General features: G+C 66.6%; 19 protein-coding genes. 13 read left to right on the plus strand and 6 right to left on the minus strand.

All coding sequences use genetic code 11. The features are described 5' to 3' along the window. The first annotated feature begins 451 nt into the window (after positions 1–451). The 6 genes from AC50YM_RS17785 (at position 452) to AC50YM_RS17810 (ending at position 6589) form a co-directional block, all read left to right on the plus strand. Positions 452–1453: a substrate-binding domain-containing protein gene (locus AC50YM_RS17785; protein WP_494958275.1), complete on the plus strand. Its 1002-nt coding sequence runs from the start codon at positions 452–454 to the stop codon at positions 1451–1453. 65 nt (positions 1454–1518) lie between these two features. After that, complete coding sequence (locus tag AC50YM_RS17790; protein ID WP_494958276.1) at positions 1519–2568, plus strand: ABC transporter permease; 1050 nt, start codon at positions 1519–1521, stop codon at positions 2566–2568. A gap of 13 nt (positions 2569–2581) precedes the next feature. Further along, entirely contained in the window at positions 2582–3496 is a 915-nt protein-coding gene (locus tag AC50YM_RS17795) for an ATP-binding cassette domain-containing protein (RefSeq protein WP_494958277.1), read from the plus strand. A 149-nt stretch (positions 3497–3645) separates the two neighbouring features. Continuing rightward, positions 3646–4764, plus strand: coding sequence for a Gfo/Idh/MocA family oxidoreductase (locus tag AC50YM_RS17800; RefSeq protein ID WP_494958278.1), 1119 nt, complete (start codon positions 3646–3648; stop codon positions 4762–4764). Then, complete coding sequence (locus AC50YM_RS17805; RefSeq protein WP_494958279.1) at positions 4764–5558, plus strand: TIM barrel protein; 795 nt, start codon at positions 4764–4766, stop codon at positions 5556–5558. The genes AC50YM_RS17800 and AC50YM_RS17805 overlap by 1 nt, the downstream gene beginning before the upstream one ends. After that, positions 5555–6589: a Gfo/Idh/MocA family oxidoreductase gene (locus AC50YM_RS17810; protein WP_494958280.1), complete on the plus strand. Its 1035-nt coding sequence runs from the start codon at positions 5555–5557 to the stop codon at positions 6587–6589. The genes AC50YM_RS17805 and AC50YM_RS17810 overlap by 4 nt, the downstream gene beginning before the upstream one ends. Before the next feature lie 179 nt (positions 6590–6768). Here the strand turns inward: AC50YM_RS17810 and iolB are convergent, their stop codons facing one another. From iolB to AC50YM_RS17825, 3 genes are all read right to left on the minus strand, one after another. Then, positions 6769–7665, minus strand: coding sequence for a 5-deoxy-glucuronate isomerase (gene iolB / locus AC50YM_RS17815; protein ID WP_494958281.1), 897 nt, complete (start codon positions 7663–7665; stop codon positions 6769–6771). Positions 7666–7761: 96 nt separating this feature from the next. Further along, a complete protein-coding gene (locus AC50YM_RS17820) occupies positions 7762–8502 on the minus strand; it encodes a GntR family transcriptional regulator (RefSeq protein WP_494958282.1) in 741 nt (246 codons plus the stop codon). 271 nt (positions 8503–8773) lie between these two features. After that, a complete protein-coding gene (locus AC50YM_RS17825; RefSeq protein ID WP_494958283.1) occupies positions 8774–9544 on the minus strand; it encodes a gamma-glutamyl-gamma-aminobutyrate hydrolase family protein in 771 nt (256 codons plus the stop codon). A gap of 41 nt (positions 9545–9585) precedes the next feature. Between AC50YM_RS17825 and AC50YM_RS17830 the strand changes: the two genes are divergently transcribed. The 5 genes from AC50YM_RS17830 to AC50YM_RS17850 all read left to right on the plus strand — a co-directional run bounded on the left by AC50YM_RS17830 (position 9586) and on the right by AC50YM_RS17850 (position 14779). Beyond that, on the plus strand, positions 9586–10074 hold the full coding sequence (locus tag AC50YM_RS17830) for an SRPBCC family protein (RefSeq protein WP_494958284.1): 489 nt from the start codon (positions 9586–9588) through the stop codon (positions 10072–10074). Between the two features lie 126 nt (positions 10075–10200). Then, the gene (locus AC50YM_RS17835) at positions 10201–10908 is read left to right on the plus strand and encodes a FadR/GntR family transcriptional regulator (protein WP_494958285.1); all 708 of its coding nucleotides are present in this window, start codon (positions 10201–10203) and stop codon (positions 10906–10908) included. 439 nt (positions 10909–11347) lie between these two features. Further along, positions 11348–12733: an MFS transporter gene (locus tag AC50YM_RS17840; RefSeq protein ID WP_494958309.1), complete on the plus strand. Its 1386-nt coding sequence runs from the start codon at positions 11348–11350 to the stop codon at positions 12731–12733. Positions 12734–12760: 27 nt separating this feature from the next. After that, positions 12761–13534 (plus strand): SDR family NAD(P)-dependent oxidoreductase, encoded by a 774-nt coding sequence (locus AC50YM_RS17845; RefSeq protein ID WP_494958286.1) that lies wholly within the window; start codon positions 12761–12763, stop codon positions 13532–13534. A gap of 111 nt (positions 13535–13645) precedes the next feature. Further along, the gene (locus AC50YM_RS17850; RefSeq protein ID WP_494958287.1) at positions 13646–14779 is read left to right on the plus strand and encodes an LOG family protein; all 1134 of its coding nucleotides are present in this window, start codon (positions 13646–13648) and stop codon (positions 14777–14779) included. 4 nt (positions 14780–14783) lie between these two features. On the opposite strand, the gene AC50YM_RS17855 is transcribed toward AC50YM_RS17850, so the two are convergent. Beyond that, positions 14784–15692 carry a matrixin family metalloprotease gene (locus AC50YM_RS17855; RefSeq protein WP_494958288.1) on the minus strand — a complete coding sequence of 303 codons (909 nt, stop codon included), beginning with the start codon at positions 15690–15692 and terminating at the stop codon, positions 14784–14786. Continuing rightward, complete coding sequence (locus tag AC50YM_RS17860) at positions 15692–16930, minus strand: VIT1/CCC1 transporter family protein (protein WP_494958289.1); 1239 nt, start codon at positions 16928–16930, stop codon at positions 15692–15694. Before AC50YM_RS17860 ends, AC50YM_RS17855 begins: the two co-directional genes overlap by 1 nt. 263 nt (positions 16931–17193) lie before the next feature. Between AC50YM_RS17860 and AC50YM_RS17865 the strand changes: the two genes are divergently transcribed. Next, positions 17194–17430, plus strand: a complete 237-nt coding sequence (locus AC50YM_RS17865; RefSeq protein WP_494958290.1) for a hypothetical protein — start codon at positions 17194–17196, stop codon at positions 17428–17430. Between the two features lie 104 nt (positions 17431–17534). Here the strand turns inward: AC50YM_RS17865 and AC50YM_RS17870 are convergent, their stop codons facing one another. Further along, the gene (locus tag AC50YM_RS17870) at positions 17535–19058 is read right to left on the minus strand and encodes a sodium:solute symporter family protein (protein ID WP_494958291.1); all 1524 of its coding nucleotides are present in this window, start codon (positions 19056–19058) and stop codon (positions 17535–17537) included. Positions 19059–19367: 309 nt separating this feature from the next. On the opposite strand from AC50YM_RS17870, the gene AC50YM_RS17875 reads away from it, so the two are divergent. Continuing rightward, positions 19368–19943 carry a helix-turn-helix domain-containing protein gene (locus AC50YM_RS17875; RefSeq protein WP_494958292.1) on the plus strand — a complete coding sequence of 192 codons (576 nt, stop codon included), beginning with the start codon at positions 19368–19370 and terminating at the stop codon, positions 19941–19943. Positions 19944–20167 lie beyond the last annotated feature (224 nt).

The raw sequence follows: 20167 nt of genomic DNA on the forward strand, positions 1-20167 counted from the left end.
CGGCCTCAGCAGCGAAGCCCGGGAAGGCAAACAGCGCCGCCGTCGCCGCCCCGACCGCCGCCAAAGCCTCCCTGCTCTCCACACTCAAGGCCGAGATATCCATGGACCAAGTACATCAAGGACCTACGACAAAAGGACTTGCCGAACCCTTCAGGGGTGCAGGTTCGGCGATCAAAAATCCGGCCGCCCCGAGGGGAGATCGGACCGGACCTCGCCGGCAGCAACACCTGCCGCCTTCGCCGTTTCGCAGTCTCAGCCGGCTCGCGTCGGGAACGCGGAAAAGCCCGCAACCCGACGACAGCCCTCCGTCAGCAGCCGACTTATACGTGTTTACATCCTAATGTCAGGACAAACTATTGACATGCGTGAGCTAAGTCACCATGATCTAGGTAGGCATTATTCCGGCGGCTGCAAAGTAGTAGCCCGGAGCTGAAATCAAAGGAGATTCACGGTGGCTAAATTTTCCTGGCGCAAGGCAACCCTGGTTGCAGCGGTCGTACCGATGCTGGCCTTAAGCGCATGTTCAAGCACTGGCGGCAAGCCCGCCGACTCAGGCAACGCGGCCGGCGGCGGCCAAGTCGCCACGACCGAACGGATCAAGATCGCCCTAGTCACTCACGCCGCTCCCGGCGACACATTCTGGGACATACTCCGTAAGGGGGCCGAAGAGGCGGCCGCGAAGGACAACGTGGAACTGCTCTACACCTCAGACCCAGAAGGCGGCCGCCAGGCCCAACTGATCCAGCAGGCCATTGACCAGAAGGTTGGAGGCATTGCCGTCACCTTGGCCAAGCCAGACGCGCTCAAGGACGTCCTGAAAAAAGCCACTGATGCCGGTATCCCAGTTGTCAGCCTTAACTCGGGTGCGGATGTCTGGAGGCAAGTAGGTGCCTTTACTCACTTCGGTTCTGATGAAAATCTGGCCGGCGCCGCCGTCGGAGAGAAGCTCTCCTCGCTCGGAGCCAAGCACCCGATCTGCGTGATCATGGAACAAGGCAATGTCGCACTGGATTCCCGGTGCGCCGGCGTCAAGTCGAAGATCCCGGGTACCGAGAACCTGTTTGTTCAGGGAACGGACATGACCCAGGTTTCCTCCACCGTGACAGCGAAGCTCCAGGCTACCCCGGATGCAGACGCCATCATCGGCCTCGGCGCGCCCTTCACCTTGACCATAAACAAAGCGGTGGAAGCCTTGGGACTGCAGAGCAAAGTCAAGGTCGCTTCCTTCGACATGAATGGTGACCTTGCCCAGGCCATCATCGACGGCAAGGTAGCCTTCACTGTTGACCAGCAGCCTTGGCTTCAGGGCTACGGCGCCATCGACGCGCTGTGGCAGGTCAAGCGTGGCGGCTACCACGTGGGTGGCGGACTTGCGGTGCTGACCGGTCCGTCGATCATTGATCAGGCAGCAGCTCCTGACGTCCTCAAATTCGCCAAGGAAGGCATCCGCTAAGGATGCTCTGAGCCGGGTTCCGGGGCCCTCTCGGCTCCGGAACCCGCCCTAGCAGGAGAAACCCCATGACTCAGACACTATCCAAGTCCCCCCTCCCTGTGACCGACGAACGTGTCGGCAAACGCAATCCCCTCCAGAAGCTACTCGGTCGCCCGGAGGTCGGCGCCCTGGTGGGCGCAATCGTCCTCTTCATTTTTTTCGCATTGGTTTCCCAGACGTTCCTGCAGCCGGCTTCCTTCGCGACCGTGTTGTACGGCAGCTCCACGATCGGCATCATGGCCGTGGGGGTGTCGCTGCTCATGATCGGCGGTGAGTTCGACCTCTCCACCGGTGTCGCCGTGATCAGTTCGGCGCTGACGGCGTCAATGTTCAGCTGGTATTTCAGCACCAACGTCTGGGTTGGCGTCCTCCTGGCCCTGGTCGTCTCCCTGGCTATCGGATTCATCAATGGCTGGATCCTGATGAAGACCAAGCTGCCCAGCTTCATCGTCACCCTGGCCACGTTCCTGATGCTGACCGGCCTGAACCTGGGCCTGACCCGTATGATCGGCGGCGGCGTGTCTTCCCCCTCGATTTCGACCATGGACGGCTTCGCCTCCGCCCGAGGGGTGTTCGCTTCCTCGGTAACCATCGGCGGTATCGACGTCAAAATCACCGTGTTCATCTGGATCGCGCTCGTCGCGGTTGCCACCTGGGTGCTGATGCGCACCCGGGTGGGGAACTGGATCTTCGCCGTCGGCGGCGACGAGAACGCGGCCCGCGCCGTGGGTGTCCCGGTCAAGGCCACCAAGATCGGCCTGTTCATGGGCGTCGGGTTCTGCGGCTGGATCCTGGGCATGCACAACCTCTTCGCCTTCGACACCGTGCAGTCCGGCGAGGGCGTGGGCAACGAATTCCTCTACATCATCGCCGCAGTCATCGGCGGCTGCCTCCTCACCGGCGGCTACGGCTCGGCCATAGGCGGCGCGATCGGCGCGTTCATCTTCGGCATGGCCAACAAGGGCATCGTCTACGCCCAGTGGAACCCGGACTGGTTCAAGTTCTTCCTTGGCCTGATGCTGCTGCTGGCCACCATCGTCAACCTCATCGTCAAACGCCGCGCGGAACTCAAGTAAAGGGGCCGGAGAAATGAACGCCAACGAGATCGACCAGCAAACGCTGCTGCAGAACGAAAAAGACCCCCTCACCCACACACCCGTGCACCTGCTTTCCCTCGAGGGGGTCGGCAAGCACTACGGCAACATCATCGCCCTCTCCGATGTCACGATGGCCGTAGACAACGGCCGCGTCACCTGCGTCCTGGGCGACAACGGCGCCGGCAAGTCCACCCTGATCAAGATCATCGCCGGCCTGCACCAGCACGACGCCGGAATCCTGAACATCATGGGCGAGGAACGCAAGTTCAGCTCACCCCGGGACGCGCTCGACGCCGGCATCGCCACGGTCTACCAGGACCTCGCCGTGGTGCCGCTGATGCCGATCTGGCGGAACTTCTTCCTCGGCTCGGAACTGACGTCCGGCTTCGGCCCGTTCAAGAGCATGGACGTCGAGAAAATGAAAGCGATCACGCTCAAGGAACTCGCCGAAATGGGCATCGACCTCCGCGACGTCGAACAGCCCATCGGCCAGCTCTCCGGCGGTGAACGCCAGTGCGTCGCGATCGCCCGCGCTGTGTACTTCGGCGCGAAAGTCCTCATCCTCGACGAACCCACCGCCGCCCTGGGCGTGAAACAGTCCGGTGTGGTGCTGCGCTACATCCTGCAGGCCCGCGACCGCGGCCTCGGCGTCATCTTCATCACCCACAACCCGCACCACGCCTTCCCCGTCGGCGACCGGTTCCTGCTCCTCAAACGCGGCAAATCGATCGGCTACTACGACAAAAAAGACATCACCCTCGACGAGCTCACGGCCCAAATGGCCGGCGGCGCCGAACTCGCCGAACTCGCGCACGAACTCGAACAACTCGGCGGACACAGCGACATCGTCAAGGAAGTCCAGAGCGAAGTGGCCGAGGTGGCACAGACCACCGGCAAGACCTACTAGCCCCAAGGGGGAGCAGGGCCCGCCCGCCTGGGCCTGGCCCTGCTTCGCCATGCGCTGGCGGAGCCGCGGCCTGGACTCCGCTTTCCGGGACGGGGCCGGTTCCAACCCCGCGCAGTTGTGAACGTGAACATATCTGAAAGGACGGGCCCATGGCTTACCTGAATCGAGACTCCACCAACGTCCCCTCGCCCGTGCGCATCGGACTCATCGGCTCGGGCTGGATGGGCGCTTTCCACGCCGAGAGCATCGCCCGCCGGGTCCCGGGCGCCGAGCTCGCCGCCATCGCTGATCCCAACGTGGAGTCCGCCGCGGCGCTGGCAACCGTCCTGGGCGCCGGCAAGGTAACGGCCGACGCCGCCGACATCCTGGCCGACCCGGAGATCGACGCCGTGATCATCGCAAGCCCGGCGCGCTTCCACTCCTCGCTGATCGCCCAGGCAGCCGCCGCCGGAAAGCATGTGTTCTGCGAGAAACCGGCCGGCCTGGGGCTCGACCAGCTCGACGCCGCCCTGGCCACCGTGGAGGCCGCCGGCGTGCACTTCCAGATCGGCTTCAACCGCCGTTACGCCGAGGACTTCCAGGCGGCCAAAAAGGACCTCGCCGCCGGCACAGTCGGGACGCCGCAACTGTTGCGCTCGCTGACCCGGGATCCGGGCACGGGCAGCATTCCAAACGCGGCCAGGGTCCCTGCCTGGACCGTCTTCCTGGAAACCCTGATCCACGACTTCGACACGCTGAACTGGTTCAACGAAGGCGCCGAACCGGTGGAGGTCTACGCCATTGCCGATGCCCTCGTGGAACCCGGGCTGCGCGACCAGGGCTTCCTGGACACGGCCGTCGTCACCATCCGCTACAGCAACGGTGCCATCGCGGTCGCCGAGGCGAACTTCAGCGCCCTCTACGGCTACGACATCCGCGGGGAAGTCTTCGGCTCCAAGGGCATGGTGCAGGCCGGCAGGGCCACGGAAACCGCGGCCCGCCGCTACACTGCCGGCGGGATGTCGGCCGACACTCCGCGGCTTAACGTCGAGCTCTTCCGGCAGGCCTACACGGATGAACTCGTCGACTTCGCCGATGCCGTGCGTGCGCGGCGGGACGGCACGGCGCCGTCGTCGGCCGCGTACTCGCTCACGCCCGGCGCCGCGGATGCCCGGCGCGCGCTGGCTATGGCGCTGGCCTGCATCGAGTCGGTCAAACGCGGCACCCCGGTGGCCGTCAACGCAGTGGCTGTCAACACCGTCGCCGTCAACGAGACGGCAGTCCTCTGATGCGCCTGGCAGTCTGCGCGGAAATGGTCTTCACCGACCTGCCATTCACAGAGCGGGTGCGCCGGATCCACGACGCCGGCTTCGACGTCGAACTGTGGGACTCGCGGACCAAGGACATCGCCGCGCTCAAGGCAACCGGCGCGGTCTTCTCGTCCATGACCGGCTACACGGCCGGCAGCCTGGTGGACCCCGAGTCGGCGGACGAGGTGGTGCGGACCGCCGAGTCGCTGATCCCAACCGCCCTGGAACTCGGCGTGAGCCGGATGGTGGTCCACCCGGCGGAACTCATCGACGGCCACGCGGCCCGTCCGGTCTACCGATCCAGTGGCCACATGTGGACTACCGGTGCCAGGAACCTGGAGCGGCTCGGCCGGCTCGGCGAGAAGTACGGCGTAACCTTCTGCCTCGAGAACCTCAATACCATCCTCGACCACCCAGGCGTCCCGCTGGCCCGCGCCAAGGACACCCTGGCGCTCGTGCAGGCCGCCGGGCACCCGAACGCCAGGCTCATGCTGGACCTTTACCACGCCCAAATGGGGGAGGGGAACCTGGTCGAGCTGGTCCGTAGCGCCCTGCCGTACCTCGGCGAAATCCAGGTGGCGGATGTTCCGGGGCGCTGCGAACCCGGGACCGGGGAAATCAACTACGCTGCTGTCGCCAAGGCGCTTGCGGAAGCCGGCTACGACGGGACCGTGGGCATGGAAGCCTGGGCCAGCGGCGACAGCTACGCGGCCCTGGAGGCTTTCCGGGCGGCCTTTACCGTGCCAGCACTACACATGAAAGTAGAAGTATGAAAGACGTCATTCTCGGGCTGGTCGGGGTGGGGCGGATCGGCGTGATGCACGCCAACAACATCGCCGCGCTCAACGGCGCCCTCAATCCGCAGGGCATCAACGTCCGGCTCCGGCTCACCGACGTCGCGGCAGACCACGCCCGGGCCATCGCCGCCGGACTCGGTGCCGATTTCCTGCCGTCGGTGGAAGCGCTCCTCGCGTCCGGGCTGGACGGACTCGTCATCGCCACCGGGACCGGGACCCACCCGGAGCTGATCAAGGCCGGAGTCGACGCCGGCATCCCGGTGTTCTGCGAAAAGCCTGTCGCCCTGAACGTGGCGGACGCCCTGCCCGTGCTCGACTACATCCGGAACCGCCACGGGGTGGTCCAAATCGGCCACCAGCGCCGCTTCGATGCCGGCTACCAGGAGGCCCGGCGCGCCTACCAGGCCGGGGAACTGGGCTGGATCCACTCACTGCGCGCCGTCACCTGCGACATGACACCGCCGCCGGTCGAGTTCCTGGCCAGCTCCGGAGGGCTGTTCCGGGACTGCTCCGTCCACGATTTCGACATTCTGCGCTGGCTCACCGGCCGGGAAATCGTCGAGGTATACGCCCGCGGCTCCAACAACGGCGACCCGGCCATCGGGGCAGCCGGCGATGTGGACACCGCCCTCGCGCTGGTGACCTTCGACGACGGCACCGTGGGAACGGTCTCGGCCACGCGGTACAACGGGGCGGGCCATGACGTCCGGCTGGAAATCCAGGGCTCCCGAGGTTCGCTCATGGTCGGCCTGGACGACAAGACGGCGCTGGCCTCCGCCGAGGCCGGGATCAGCTTCCCGGCCGGGGAACCGCACCGGACGTTCGCCGAACGGTTCGACCAGGCCTACCGCTCCGAGATGGCCGCCTTCGTGGAGTTGATCCTGGGCCGCAGGGACAACCCCTGCACCCCGGAGGATGCCGTGGCCGCTTCCCGGGTCGCGGACGCCGCCCAGGAATCCCTCGCGACCGGCGTTCCGGTCCGGGTGGTCCACACCGTGCCCAGTTGAACGGACGACAGCGCCGATTGTGACGCAAAACCCCGGCTGGTTCGGGGTCAAAGTATTCAGATACCGCAGTCAAATACCGCAGCCAAATACAACGAACCCCCGGCGCCGAAAGGCTCCGGGGGTTCGTTGTGGCTGGAGCGGCTTGGGCCGGTTCTGGCCCGCTCAGGCTTCTGGCCCGCTCAGGCGCCGAAGGGCAGCCGCGGGTCGAGGTCCTGGCCGTCCCAGGTCTGTCGGATCCAGCCGTGGTGCGGGTCGTCGCTGATGAGCCACTCGCGGACCGGGCCGGGACCGGCCATCACATTGAGGTAGTACAGGTCGTAGCCGGGCGCCGCCATGGCCGGGCCGTGCCAGCCGTATGGGACCAGGACGACGTCGCCGGTCCGGACCTCGGCGGCGACGTCGATGGGCCGCTCGTCCGAGGCGTACACGCGCTGGTAGCCGATCGCGTCGTCCGCTCCGGGCCGTGCCGGGGCGCCGGGCGTCACGCGGGTTTCGAAGTAGTAGATTTCCTCGAGGCTGGTTTCGCCGTCCTTCTCCTCGTCGTGCTTGTGCGGGGGATAGGAGGACCAGTTGCCGGCCGGCGTGAGGACTTCGCAGACGATAAAGCGGTCCGCCTCCAGCGCGGCCGGCGTCCCGAAGTTGTGGACCTGGCGCGAGCAGTTGCCGGCCCCCCGCAGCTCAACCGGAGTCTCCGCGGCCGTGACCAGACGGGTCGGGTAGGAAGCCCTGGCCGGAGCAGTGGCCACGGCGACCCGTCCGCCGTCGGCTGAACTGATCGTCACGGCTTTGCCGGTGCCCGTGTAGAGGACGTCGCTGGGGCCGCTGAAGACGCTCGCCCGGCCGGCCAGCCGGTACTCCTCGCCGTCGACGGAGACCGTGAAGGACCCGTTGAGCGGGACCACGATGCGTTCCTCGTCGGCGGCGGAAAGTTCGACGGCGGCCGCCGCACCCAGCGTGGCGACCTTCAGCCCGGTGTGGGCCCAGCCGTCCACCTCCACGGCGGAATCGGAGGTGCCCAGCGAGATATCCCAGCTGCCTTGGGCGGCGGTGCCGAGCGGATAGACCCAGTTGGCCATCGGTTCTGCCCTTTCGTTGTCGCGCCGGCGGACGGCGCGGGTGTTGTGGGGTGTTGTCGACCGGGGCGGGTGGCACCCGCCGGCAGGCGCCAGCGCCTAGCGTTGGACGAGCGTCATTTCGAAGCTGTAGGAATCCGCACGGTAGACGTGGTGGCCGGTCTCGACCTGGCGGCCGGTGTCGTCCACGGCGGTACGCTCCATGGTCACAAGGGCCGAGCCCGGAGTGGTTTCCAGCAGGGTCGCCTGGTAGTCGTTGGAGATCATGGCGCCGATCCGCTGCGAGGCGAGCCGGAAGTTCACGCCGCCGTTGCGCAGGATCCCGTAGAGGCCTTGTGAGCCCAGGAGTGCTTCGTCGATGGTGGTGATGTCATCGCGCACCCAGTTCTCCATCAGCGCCAGCGGTTTGCCGCCGACCTTCCGGAGCCGGGTGAAGTGGTAGACCTTGGCGCCGGCGGGAAGCTGCAGCGCTGCCCGGGTGGCGGCGTCGGCCTCGTCGTGGGAGAAGCTCAGCACCTCGGTGGTGGGTTTGCTGCCGTTGTTGCTGAGGTCGTCGAAGAGGCTGGAGAGTTCGAGCGGGCGCCGGACCTGGCTGGAGACTACCTGGGTGCCGACGCCGCGCTTGCGCACCAGCAGGCCGGAGCGGACCAGTTCGTCCATGGCTTTGCGCATGGTGGGGCGGGAAAGGTTCAGCTGGGCTGCCAGGTCAATCTCGTTGTCGAGGCGGCTGCCGGGGGGCAGCATCCCGCCGTGGATTGCGGCTTCGATGCCCTGCACCACCTGGTGGTAGAGCGGCACCGGGGAGGACCGGTCGATGCTGATGTTTAGGTGGTTAGCCACTTTTTGAATAGCCACTGTTGACCCGCTCCCTTGTACCCCGTGCCGGCACCCGGTGGGGCCGCCAGTTATCGATCCGGCATATGTTCGCTTGATAGGACATACTGCCTAAGTCGATGGTATCAGGGGCACGCCGGGGATGTCAGGACGCGGGGTGTTACGACGGCGGGATGCCAGGACGCGGGATGCGGGATGCGGGATGCGGGATGCGGGGTGCCGGATGCCACGATGCCGGGTACCGGGACGATGGATGCCTGGATGCGATGCTCCCCAGCTACCGCGCCCGGCAGACATCGACAAAGGCGCGGAACGGGGCCAGCCGGTCTTCCGCCGGGAGCTCGCGGGCTTCGGGGTGCCACTGTACGGACGCCACCCAGCGCTCCGGATCCTCCAGCGCCTCCACTGTGCCGTCCGCAGCCACCGCCGTCACGACGAGCCCTTCGGCGACCCGGCCCACTGCCTGATGGTGGCCGGAGGCGATCTTGACTGTGACGCCCGCGGGTGCGGCGCCGCCGCGTAAACCGACGCCGGCGCCGTAGAGTCCGGCAACCTTGCTTCCGCCCTGCACCTCCACCTCGTGCCAGGCCCAGGGCCCGGCTTCCTGCACCGGCATGGTTTCCCGGTGGGCCACGGTCCCCGGATCCATGTCCTGGATCAGCGTTCCGCCATAGAGGACATTGAGCAGCTGGTGTCCCCGGCAGACGCCGAGCACGGGCAGCCCGGCCTCGATGGACCGGCGCGCAATGGCAAGATCAAGCGCGTCCTGGGCCGGGCTGACGTCGTAGCAGGCGTCACCGGGCACCTCGCCGTAGCGGCGGGGGTCCAGGTCGCCGCCGCCTGGAAGGACCACGCCGCCGAGCGGCCCGAGCGGCACATCCGGTGCGCTCAGCAGCACCGGTTCGCCGCCGCCGTCGCGCACCAGATCCACGATGTAGTCAAAAAGCTCGTTCGCCTCCGCCACCCGCGGGTCCGGGTCCGTCGAACTGCTGAGCCGGACGGGAATGCCGATGCGCGGCCGGCTGCGGGGGAGGGGCGGAGTCTGCATGATTTATTCTGCAACAGAATGCCCGGGACTAGGATTGCCCGATGACCCACAGATATCTCGTGTCCCGCAGCCGCTTCATCGCCGCCGCCCCGGAAAAAATCTTCGAGGTGCTCGCCACCCCCGCACTGCACAGCGTGATCGACGGCTCGGACACCGTCAAAGGCGCCCAGCCGCGCGGCCCCGAACGGCTGGCCCTCGGCGCGAAGTTCGGCATGGAAATGAACATCAAGCTGGACTACAAGATCCTCAACACGGTCTGCGAGTTCGAGGAGGGCCGGCGGATCGCGTGGCAGCACTTCGGCGGCCACATCTGGCGGTACCTGCTGGAGCCCGCCACCGACTCCGCCGGCACTCCGGGCACCCTCGTCACCGAACAGTGGGACGCGCGTGAAGTGCGCGCCAGGATCCTGCTGCGGCTCGCCGGGTACGTCCGACGGCACCCGGCCAACATCGAACAGACCCTCGCCAAGCTTGAAGCGTACCTGTCGGCCACCGGGCAGCGTTCGGCCGGCAATGCGGGGGTTTCCTGACGCCGAGGCGGCACTGAGCCCTGGCCGTACCGCTGGGAGGCGGTCCCTCAAGTCCCGGCGTGCCCGCCGGGTTCTGTAGTGTGGATGGCACCGGGAGCAACAGCAAAGATTGAAGGTGGAACCGCGATGGGCCGCAGGACACTCGTGGACGACCTCGTCGACGGCCTGCTCGCCGACATTCTCGACGGTAAGCTGCAGCCCCACGAAGCCATTCCGCCCGAAGCCGACATTGCCAAGGCCTACGATGTCAGCCGGCTCACGGTGCGCGAGGCACTCAAGGCCCTGCGGGCGCAGAACATCCTCTACGTGAAGGCCGGGCGGGGAACCTTCGTCAACCCATCCGACAACTGGACCGGCCTGGATGCGATCTTCAAAGCCGCCTCGCACGGCAGCGGGGCGGAGCAGGTGGGCGCAGGCCTGATTGAGATGCGCCGCATGGTCGAAACCGGGGCCGCCGCCCTGGCAGCCAAGCGCCACACTCCCGAGCATGCCCAACAGATGCTCGAGTGCATCGAGGACATGAAACGCTTCCATGATTCCGGCGACCTGGATGCCTTTGTCGCAGCGGACATCGGGTTTCACGATGCCGTGCTGAAGGCCTCAGGCAATCCTTTTGTCCGGGCGCTGTTCGCCCAGCTGGGGCAGCTCCTTTACGTGAAGCGGCGCGAAACGTCAGCCGTCGAAGTGATCCAGCTGCACGCCATTGAGTACCACCAGAAGGTCATGGACAGCATCCTCAGTGGCGACCCCGAGCTGGCCCGCCGCAGCATGGACGAACATATGGACCAGACGTACCGCGACTACGAACGCTACGTGCACAACGCCGCGTCCTAATCCCACGCGGCCCCGGCAGCCCGGTCCGTAACGACTCACTTGTAGGCCGGGCGGGTGAAGTAGATGTCCTCCTCATCAGCCCACTTGATCAGGGCGTACTCAATGATTTCCCTGTTGATCATGGCCACGAAAACTTTCCCTACGCGTTGCCATCGACAGGTCCATCCCCTCATCGTCACCGCAGTGCCCGGAGCGGCCGATGATTCGCGAGCGTTTCTCAATAAGGCATGCACCCCGTTTCCCGAGCACCGCTGGTGAGCCTCGTCGGGGTCTTGACGTAACGCACGTCACTCTTTTATGATCGTTCTCATGCCTTTCCATCAGACGTCTGACATCTGACTCAGCCCCCTTGTAGCCTTCGCAGGACTGAGCTTCCCCCACCCATGGAGTCCCGCCACCCCCCCCGCAGGTGCTGGACCCGTAAGACCAAAGGTCGATGATGACTTCACACTCCCTAAAGCCCGCCGGACTCGGCGAGCTTGGCGAGCGCACGCTCCGCAAGGTCCGCCGTCGCGTTATGCCGCTGATTGTCCTGCTGTACTTTGTTGCCTACCTTGACCGCAACAACGTGGGCTTCGCCAAACTGACCATGAGCGAGGACATCGGCCTGAACGCCGCCGCCTACGGTCTGGGCGCCGGCATCTTCTTCCTCGGTTACGCGCTTCTCGAGGTCCCGAGCAACGCCGGGATGTACAAGTTCGGCGCCCGCAAATGGCTGGCTCGGATTCTGATCACCTGGGGCATCTTCGCCACGGCCATGTGCCTGGTGAACGGCGAAACCACCTACTACGTCGTCCGGTTCCTGCTGGGAGCTGCGGAGGCGGGGTTCTTCCCGGCCATCCTCTTCTACCTCACGCTTTGGTTCCCCGCCGCGCAGCGTGTGACGGTGCTGGGTATCTTTATCCTTGCCCAGCCGGTGTCCAATGCCCTCGGTGCACCGGTTTCCGGCCTGCTCCTGCAAATGGACGGCGTCATGGGCCTGCAGGGCTGGCAGTGGCTCTACATCATCGAAGGCATCCCGGCCATCCTGCTTGGCCTGCTCACCCCGATCCTGATGACAGACCGCCCGCGGGATGCCAAATGGCTCAACCCGGAAGAGCGCGAATGGCTTGCCAGCACCATGGACAAGGAACTCGCCGTCAAGTCCGGCACCGGCAACCACAACTTCCTGGCCGGCCTGAAGGACAAGCGCACCCTGACCTACTCGGCCCTCTACTTCGGCCTCGTCTGCGGCATTTACGGCCTGGGGCTGTGGATGCCCACGATCGTCTCCGCCCTGGGAAAATTCTCCACCGCCCAGATCGGCTTTATCGTCCTGATCCCCTACACAATCGCCGCGGTGTTCGTGTACTTCTGGAGCAGGCGTGCGGACCGGACCGGCAAGCGTGCCTGGCACACCGCCGTTAGTATGGTGCTGGCCGGTATGGGCCTGCTGGCCGCCGGATACCTGCTGCCCATCAACCCGGTCCTGGCCATGATCGGACTGACAGCCTCGGCCATGGGCATTTATGGTGCGATCGCGCCGTTCCTTTCGATGCCCTCCGCCGCACTGACCGGGGCGGCTGCCGCCTCCGGGTTGGCCCTGATCAACTCGCTGGGAAACCTGGGCGGCTTCGTTGCCCCCTACGCTGTCGGACTCCTGAACGACGCGACGGGAAACAACCAGAGCGGGCTGCTGTTCCTGTCCTTCTGCCTGTGCGTCACCGCGGTGGCGACCTACCTCTACGCCCGCAAACGCCCCGAGGGCGATGCGGCGCTGGATCCCGCCGTTGCCGCGGGCGCCGCAGTGACGCCGGACTCCGCGGCCGCCGCCAAGATCTCCTGATACCGAAATCCCCGAAGGAAACCCAACATGAGCGAAACAACTTTCCCTTCCGAACGCACCGTCGTCCTGACTGGCGCCGCCTCGGCTCGCGGCATCGGCCGCGCTGCCGCTGACCGCATGGCCAGCGACGGATGGTCCATCGCTATCCTGGACATCAACGCGGAGGACGCCAAGGCTGCCGCCGCGGAGATTGGCTCCAACCGCGCTGTGAAGGCGGTCGGCGTCGGGGCGGACGTCTCCGATGCGGCGTCCGTGGACCGGGCCATTTCCGAGATCGAAGATTCGCTGCCGCCGATCGTTGCCCTGGCCAACCTGGCGGGCATCAGTTCGCCGACGACGTTCATGGAAACCACCGTGGCGGAGTGGGACAAGGTGTTCGCCGTCAACATGCGGGGAACCTTCATCGTGTCGCAGCGGGTGCTCAAAGGCATGATCGAGCGCAAGCTTGGGCGCATTGTGAGCATCTCCTCGATCTCCGCCCAGCGTGGCGGCGGCACCTACTCCAAGGTTGCCTACAGCGCCTCCAAGGCCGGCATCATCGGGTTCACCAGGGCACTCGCCCGGGAAGTCGGCGAATTTGGCGTCACCGTGAATGCAATCGCACCGGGTCCCATCGACACGGACATCATGGGGGGCGCACTTAGCGATGAGCGCAAGGCCCAGATGTCCGAGGGCATCATGATGGGACGGGTCGGCACACGTGAGGAAGTTGCAGCCCTGATCGCCTTCCTGCTTGGACAGGACTCGGGCTACATTACGGCCGCCACCTATGACATCAACGGCGGCCTCCAGGTTTCCTGACCGGATCCGGACCGAAACAGAGTTCCCTCCGCCGGTTTCCGGCGGGGGCACCTCCGTTTCGGACCCACTGCTTGCCCGGACGGATCCTGCAACGCAGTCTAGGCTGGCACCATGAATCCCGCCGGCAGCCTGCACCCGAGTCCGCGCACCCTGGAGGTCGACAGTCTGGAGGGCTTCGACCGGCTGGTTGCGGCCGGGGCCAGGACCATGCAGGGCTGGCAAGCCCAGTCGCTGGACCTGCGCGGACGGACTGCACAGCTCGAGGCCATGAACGCCCAGGGCGCGGTTTTCCTCGGGTGTACCTTCGACGCCGGGGTGGAGGCTTCGCTGCGCAGCCGTGGCGCGCTCATTTTCCCGAAGCTCGAGGCGGTGCCGTTCAACCCCTATCGTTCACAGCTCTACACCCCGCAGGAGCTTTACCAGGGGATCACCGAGTCACGCTATGAGGAGACTCCGGACGCCAATATCTACCAGTGGAGCATCCGGGCGGGACAGCGCCACCGGCTGGACGCCACCCTGGCCGCGGCCCTGCATGACCACTCGATCGGTGATGCCCTCGAAGAGCTGACCCGCTCGGAACTCTGCACCGGCCGGACCATGGTGGGCGTGATGGGCGGCCATGCCGCGCACCGTGGTTCCGGGGTGTTCGAGGAGGCCGCGCTGCTCGGGCGGCTGCTTGCCCGGGACGGCCGTGTTGTGGCCACCGGCGGCGGGCCCGGCACCATGGAGGCGGCCAATTTGGGCGCCTACCTCAGCGAGGCCCCGGAGCGCGAGTTCCGGCGGGCGCTGGATGACCTCTCCGCTGTTCCCGGTTTCCTGCCCTCCGTCTCGGCGTGGGCGCGTTCCGCCGCCGCCGTCGTCGAACGCCATCCGAAGGGCACACCGTCGCTGGGGATCCCCACCTGGTTCTACGGGCACGAGCCGCCGAACTACTTCGCCACCCACATTGCCAAGTACTTCGCGAACTCCGTCCGCGAGGCCATCCTGCTGGAGCTCTGCAATGGCGGCATCGTCTTCCTGCCGGGCTCCGGGGGCACCGTGCAGGAGATCTTCCAGGATGCCTGCGAGAACTACTACGGCACCCCGGAGACCATCATGCCGATGGTGCTGGTGGGGCAGGACCACTGGCTCCGGCGCTACCCGGCCTGGCCGCTGTTGCAGAGCCTCGCCGCGGGACGGCGGATGGAGAGCCGGATCTTCCTGGTGGATACCGTCGAGGAAGCGCTCGCCGTTTTGGACAGCTGACTGCTCAAAGGTCCTTGCGGCACTGGGCGTTGCCCAGCTCGTAAAGGCCGTTCAGGTCGCCGGCTGCCAGTCCGTCCGGCGCGCCGATCTCCGGATACATCAGCTGCACGGGGTCGTCCACATGCTCCAGCCCCATCACGTGGCCGAGTTCGTGCAGGATCACCGCGGTGGCGTACGCGGCACCGTCCCGCCGGCTGAGGTCCCCGGCGATCTGCGCAGCGTCGAGTTCCAGGCTTCCGGTGACGAAGCTCTTGGGTCCGTCGCCGAAGCTGAAGTGGGTGCTGCCCCCGGTGCCGATCACCGGGCCCTGGAGCTGAGGTGCCTGCTCGGGCGTGGTCCACGTGATCAGCAATGGTGCCCAGCGTTCCCCGTAGGCGTCCGGCTGGTATGGAATGCGGGACTGGGAGGACAGTTCGGCGGTGACGCCGTCGTCGACGAAGGTGATGCCCGTCGCCCGCGACATCGTCCGGATCGCGCCCTCCACCAGGCCCGCGGCGCCCGCCGGCGCCAGCGCCGCATTCACCACATAGTGCAGCGGCCGGCACGGCGAGTAGCCCACCGGCGTGCCGTCGTCATTCACGGCCAGGAACTTGTACGAACTGCTGGCCGCGGCCGGCTTCTGCGGGCGACCGAGCGGCTGGTCCTGCTCTTCGTAACCGGCCGGGGGAGTGTCAGTGCGCACCGCCCCGGCGGATGCCGGTCGCCCGGGCTGGCCCGGTACCGCCGTGCCCGGTCCGGTTCCACGGCTGTCGTCAAAAAGTCCGGCGAACCGCGGATCCCCTTCGACGATGCCGGCGGCAAGGAACGCCGCGCCGGTAATCACCGCGGCGGTGGCGAGGCCGCGGACGATCCGCCAGGCGGTGCCCGGACGGCTGTGCTGCGGTGTCCGGTCCCGGAACTCAGGACCGTCCACTATGCGACCACGGCACCGAAGGCCATGCCGAGCAGATAGGTCACGCCGGCGGCGCCGATCCCGATCGCCAGCTGGCGGAGGCCCCGGGTCGTCGGGGAGGTACCCGAGAGCAGCCCGACGACGCCGCCGGTCAGCAGCAGCGCCGCACCCACCAGGATGGCGGACACGACGAGCGCCGCGACGCCGGTCATGCCCAGGATGAAGGGAATGATCGGCACGATGGCGCCGGAAGCGAAGAAGCAGAAGCTCGACGCCGCCGCGCTCCAGGCGGTGCCGACGGCCTCATGCTCGTCCCGGCTTTCCGGCAGCTCCGGCTGCAGCGAGAGGCTGGGGTCGCAGTCGCAGTCGAGCAGGCCCATCCGTTCCGCGACGCGGTGTTCGGCGGCTTCCCGGGACATGCCGCGGGCAAGGTAGACCAGCAGGAGTTCGTTGTGCTCGATGTCCAGGGAGGGCGCGGCGGAGAGCGTGATCTGGGTGGGTCGGGTCGCAGCGAGGAGTTCTCGCTGGGAGCGCACGGAGATAAACTCGCCCGCTCCCATCGACAGCGCGCCGGAGAGAAGTCCGGCGACCCCGCTGAGCAGCACCACTGAACTGCCCACGCCGGAGGCGGCCATGCCCATTACCAGGGACAGGTTGCTGACGAGGCCGTCGTTGGCGCCGAAGACGGCTGCGCGGAATGAGCCGGCCAACCGGTTGCGGCCCCGGGTGGCGAGCCCGCGGACGACTTCCTCGTGAATCTGCTCGTCGGCGACCATGGCCGGGGTGGCCGAGGGATCGGTGGAGTACGGCGACCGGCTTTCGGCCCGCTGGGCGAGGGCCAGAACAAAGACCGAGCCGAAGTGGCGGGCCAGGAAGCCCAGGAGCTGGCTGCGGAGCGAGGCGGGTCGGGCGCGGCCGGCGTGGCCGCCGAGCAGCTGGAGCCAGTGCGCCTCGTGCCGGCCCTCGGCCTCGGCGAGGGCGAGCAGGATCGCGCGTTCCTCGCCCCGGCGGTTTTGGGCCAGGTCACGGTAGACGGCGGCTTCGGCCCGTTCGTCGGCGAGGTACTGCCGCCACCGCTTGATGTCCGCAGCGCTGGGGGTGGGCACTTCCTTGCTGGCGGGAGTTGCCGGGCCCGGTATTGCCGCTGCTGGCGTCGCGGCCGCCGGCGTCGCGGCGCTGGCTGCCGGGGCGGGGGTGCCGGGGCCGGGTTCGTGGTGGGGTTCAGGGTTGAACGGGTCAGATGTGGCGTGCTGTGACACGGAAGCTCCTGGGCTGGAAAAGGGCATGGTTCGGCCCCATTGCGTCTCCAGCGTACCCCGTATTTCCGCGGATTTTCGGCTGGCATTCCTCAGCCGGGAGTTTAGGTAAACCGCAAAAAATGACGCTTCGTGCGGCTGTTTCCGGCAGCCGGGCTCCGGCTGGCTGGGAGCCCTTGACCACCCGGGTTCCCGGTGTTCGAATGAAACCCAAGGGCGGGCTCTGCGGGGCCCTTGCCGCCATCCAGTGACACGGAGGTTGCATCATGGACAATACCGGCTCACGTCCAATCCAGCCGGCCCGGGATTCCCTCGAGTCCGACCCCGCCTACGACTACGCCGAGGACGCACCCGTGGGGGACGCCGCGGAGACGGAGGAAGAGGAGCTTTTGGAGGAGGCCGACCGTCTCGTTCCGCTCGGCGAAGACGACTTCCTGGGCGACGAGATGCCGGTTGCGCCCCTGGCAGGGGAGGAATTCCTCGAGCCGGAGGAAAACGAATAGCGCGCGCTAAATCGCCGGCTGATAATTGCCCGACGGCGGCGCCCCCGGAAAGGGGAGCGCCGCCGTCGGGCATTAATTCGTTAGGAAGCTGCTGCCTCGGGACTTCAGTGGGTCAGGACCGGGACCTGTTCCTCCTCGGCGGCGCCGCCGGCGACGCGTCGGCGCCACTTGGCCATTACCGCGGGATCCGTTGGTTTGGTCAGCAGCGACACCGCAATGTAGACAACGGTGGAGGCCAGCAGGCCGTAGTAGATCGGCTCGTTGGCGTAGATGCCGTCCAGCGGAACCTCGGCGTTGATCTCCAGGACGATCATGGTGCCGAGCGTAATGACCGACCCCACCGCCATGGACGCGGCCGCGGCGATTCCGGTGCCGCGCTTCCAGACCAGCCCGCCGAGGATCGCGACGAGGAGGCCGCCGACGAGGATGTCGTATGCGATGGTGAGTGCCGCGACGACGTCCTTGGTGATGATGGCGATGACGATCGCGACGATGCCCAGTCCCAGGACCCATCGACGGTTGGCCCTGACGTCGTGCTCCGGGTTGTCGGTGTCGTCGGTGTTGATGCTTTTGCCGAACCAGCTTGCGACGAACGGCAGGACGTCCGCGCGGGCCACGGTGGCGGCGGCGATCAGGGCGCCGGAGGCCGTGGACATCATGGCGGCGACAGCCGCGGCGAGCACCAGGCCGCCGATGCCGATCGGCAGCAGGTTGGTGGCGACCTCGGCGTAGACAACGTCCTTGCCGAGGGCCTTGACGTCGATGTCCGGCAGCGCGACGCGGGCGCCGAGGCCGATCAGGGCGCCGGCGGCACCGTAGAGAATGCAGTAGATGCCGGCGGTGGCGCCGCCCCAGCGGGCGACCGTGGGGGTCTTGGCGGTGAAGACGCGCTGCCAGATATCCTGGCCGATCAGCAGGCCCAGCGTGTAGACGACGAAGTAGGTGATGATCGTCTGGATGCCGATGCCGTCGATCTGGAAGAAGCTGGCGTCCACGCGGGCACGGATGCCCTCGAAGCCGCCGGCGGCGTTGAGCGTAAACGGCAGCATCAGGAAGAAGATGCCGACCGTCTTGATGACGAACTGGACCTGGTCGGCCAGGGTGATGGACCACATGCCGCCGATGGTGGAGTAGACCAGGACGATCGCGCCGCCGATGGCGATGGCGAGGGCGCGGTCCCAGCCGAAGAGCACCACGAAGATGGTGGCGTAGGCGCCGGTGGACGTCGCGCAGAGCATCAGTGTGTAGGCGAGCATCACGATGCCGGAGGTCTGGGTGGCGTGGCTGCCGTAACGCAGGCTCAGCATCTGGGACACGGTGTAGATCTTCAGCTTCTGGATGGTGCTGGCGAAGAGCAGGCTGAGCAGCAGCACGCCGGCACCGATCGCGACCACAAGCCACATGCCGGAGATGCCGAACTTGTAGCCCAAGCCGACGCCGCCGACCGTGGAGGCGCCGCCGAGCACGACGGCGGCCATGGTTCCGGTGTAGAGAAACGGGCCGAGGCGGCGGCCGGCCACCAGGAAATCGCTGTTGTTCTTGGTGCGGGACTTACCCCACCACCCAAACGCCAGCATGGCGACCAGGTACACCACCACAATGGCGATGTTGACGAAACTTGCGTCCATTAGGGGCTCCTCGGAGCTGTTCGGAGCAGGGCTGAACCCGCCGGCACACCACAGGGCTCCGGCGATCAGGTGCTTCTTGACGGTTTTGGGGACGGGTTGCCGGCGGGAGTGCCGCAAAGGGGGCAGCAGCCCGGTCCGGCGGAAGATATTGCCTAATAGGCAACTCTTGTTGCCAAACACTATGATGTGATCCGGGTAACAGTCAAGACGCATTACGTGCCGCAGGGGGATCCGGCCTCCGGAGGATGCGGTCCCGCTAGTATTGCTCCAATGATGGGGCCGAGGCGGCCGGCCGTGAAAGGTTCCTAAATGAAGGCTTTACCAGTTGAACCGAGCAACGTTCCGGTTGCCATCGGTTCGCGGATCCGTGCCGCGCGGCAGTCGCAGCGGCTCACCATCGAACAGGTTGCGGACGCCACGGGTCTGACCAAAGGCTTCCTCAGCCGGGTGGAGCGCGACCTCACGTCACCGTCGGTCGCTTCCCTGGTGACGCTGTGCCAGGTGCTCTCCATCTCGATCGGCGACCTCTTCGCCGCTCCGGAAACGCATCTGACCAAAAAGAACGAGGGCCCGCGGATTTCCCTCGGCGGCGAGGGGATCGTGGAGCGGCTGCTGACGGCGCGCTCCGAGCGCCGGGTGCAGATCATCCAGGCCGTGATTGCGCCCCGCGGCCGCGGCGAGTCCGAACTGTACGCGGTGGACTGCGACGTCGACGTGCTGCATGTGGTCCGTGGCAGCATCCGACTGATCCTCACAAACGAGGAATTTGAACTGCACACCGGGGACACGGTGACCTTCCCCGGCCGCGAGCCGCACACCTGGGTCAATCCCACGGATGAAGCCGTCGAGGTCCTCTGGGTGCTGGTCCCCGCCGCCAGCCGGTAGTTCGCGCCCCGCCGCGAGCCGCGATACAAGCCGCTGCCCGGCCCGGGGTGTCCGCTAACTTTTCTGCGAGCCGTTGAGGCGTTCCTGCCCAGTTACGGAAGCCCCGCGGCCTGAACGGGTTTGGTGAACCCCTGATTTCCGCGGGAGAACTGGTGCGAGTCCGACAGTAAGTGGGCGGGAAGGTCAGGTGGGCGTTTAGCTGCGGCATTTTGGTCCTCGCGGCG

The organism is Pseudarthrobacter sp. RHLT1-30-1 (genome assembly GCF_059383415.1).

Coding starts and splice junctions, on each gene's coding strand:
- AC50YM_RS17790 (WP_494958276.1), top strand. CDS start 1,519: ATGACTCAGACACTATCCAAGTCCCCCCTCCCTGTGACCGACGAACGT.
- AC50YM_RS17795 (WP_494958277.1), top strand. CDS start 2,582: ATGAACGCCAACGAGATCGACCAGCAAACGCTGCTGCAGAACGAAAAA.
- AC50YM_RS17800 (WP_494958278.1), top strand. CDS start 3,646: ATGGCTTACCTGAATCGAGACTCCACCAACGTCCCCTCGCCCGTGCGC.
- AC50YM_RS17805 (WP_494958279.1), top strand. CDS start 4,764: ATGCGCCTGGCAGTCTGCGCGGAAATGGTCTTCACCGACCTGCCATTC.
- AC50YM_RS17810 (WP_494958280.1), top strand. CDS start 5,555: ATGAAAGACGTCATTCTCGGGCTGGTCGGGGTGGGGCGGATCGGCGTG.
- iolB (WP_494958281.1), bottom strand. CDS start 7,665: ATGGCCAACTGGGTCTATCCGCTCGGCACCGCCGCCCAAGGCAGCTGG.
- AC50YM_RS17825 (WP_494958283.1), bottom strand. CDS start 9,544: ATGCAGACTCCGCCCCTCCCCCGCAGCCGGCCGCGCATCGGCATTCCC.
- AC50YM_RS17830 (WP_494958284.1), top strand. CDS start 9,586: ATGACCCACAGATATCTCGTGTCCCGCAGCCGCTTCATCGCCGCCGCC.
- AC50YM_RS17835 (WP_494958285.1), top strand. CDS start 10,201: ATGGGCCGCAGGACACTCGTGGACGACCTCGTCGACGGCCTGCTCGCC.
- AC50YM_RS17840 (WP_494958309.1), top strand. CDS start 11,348: ATGACTTCACACTCCCTAAAGCCCGCCGGACTCGGCGAGCTTGGCGAG.
- AC50YM_RS17845 (WP_494958286.1), top strand. CDS start 12,761: ATGAGCGAAACAACTTTCCCTTCCGAACGCACCGTCGTCCTGACTGGC.
- AC50YM_RS17850 (WP_494958287.1), top strand. CDS start 13,646: ATGAATCCCGCCGGCAGCCTGCACCCGAGTCCGCGCACCCTGGAGGTC.
- AC50YM_RS17865 (WP_494958290.1), top strand. CDS start 17,194: ATGGACAATACCGGCTCACGTCCAATCCAGCCGGCCCGGGATTCCCTC.
- AC50YM_RS17870 (WP_494958291.1), bottom strand. CDS start 19,058: ATGGACGCAAGTTTCGTCAACATCGCCATTGTGGTGGTGTACCTGGTC.
- AC50YM_RS17875 (WP_494958292.1), top strand. CDS start 19,368: ATGAAGGCTTTACCAGTTGAACCGAGCAACGTTCCGGTTGCCATCGGT.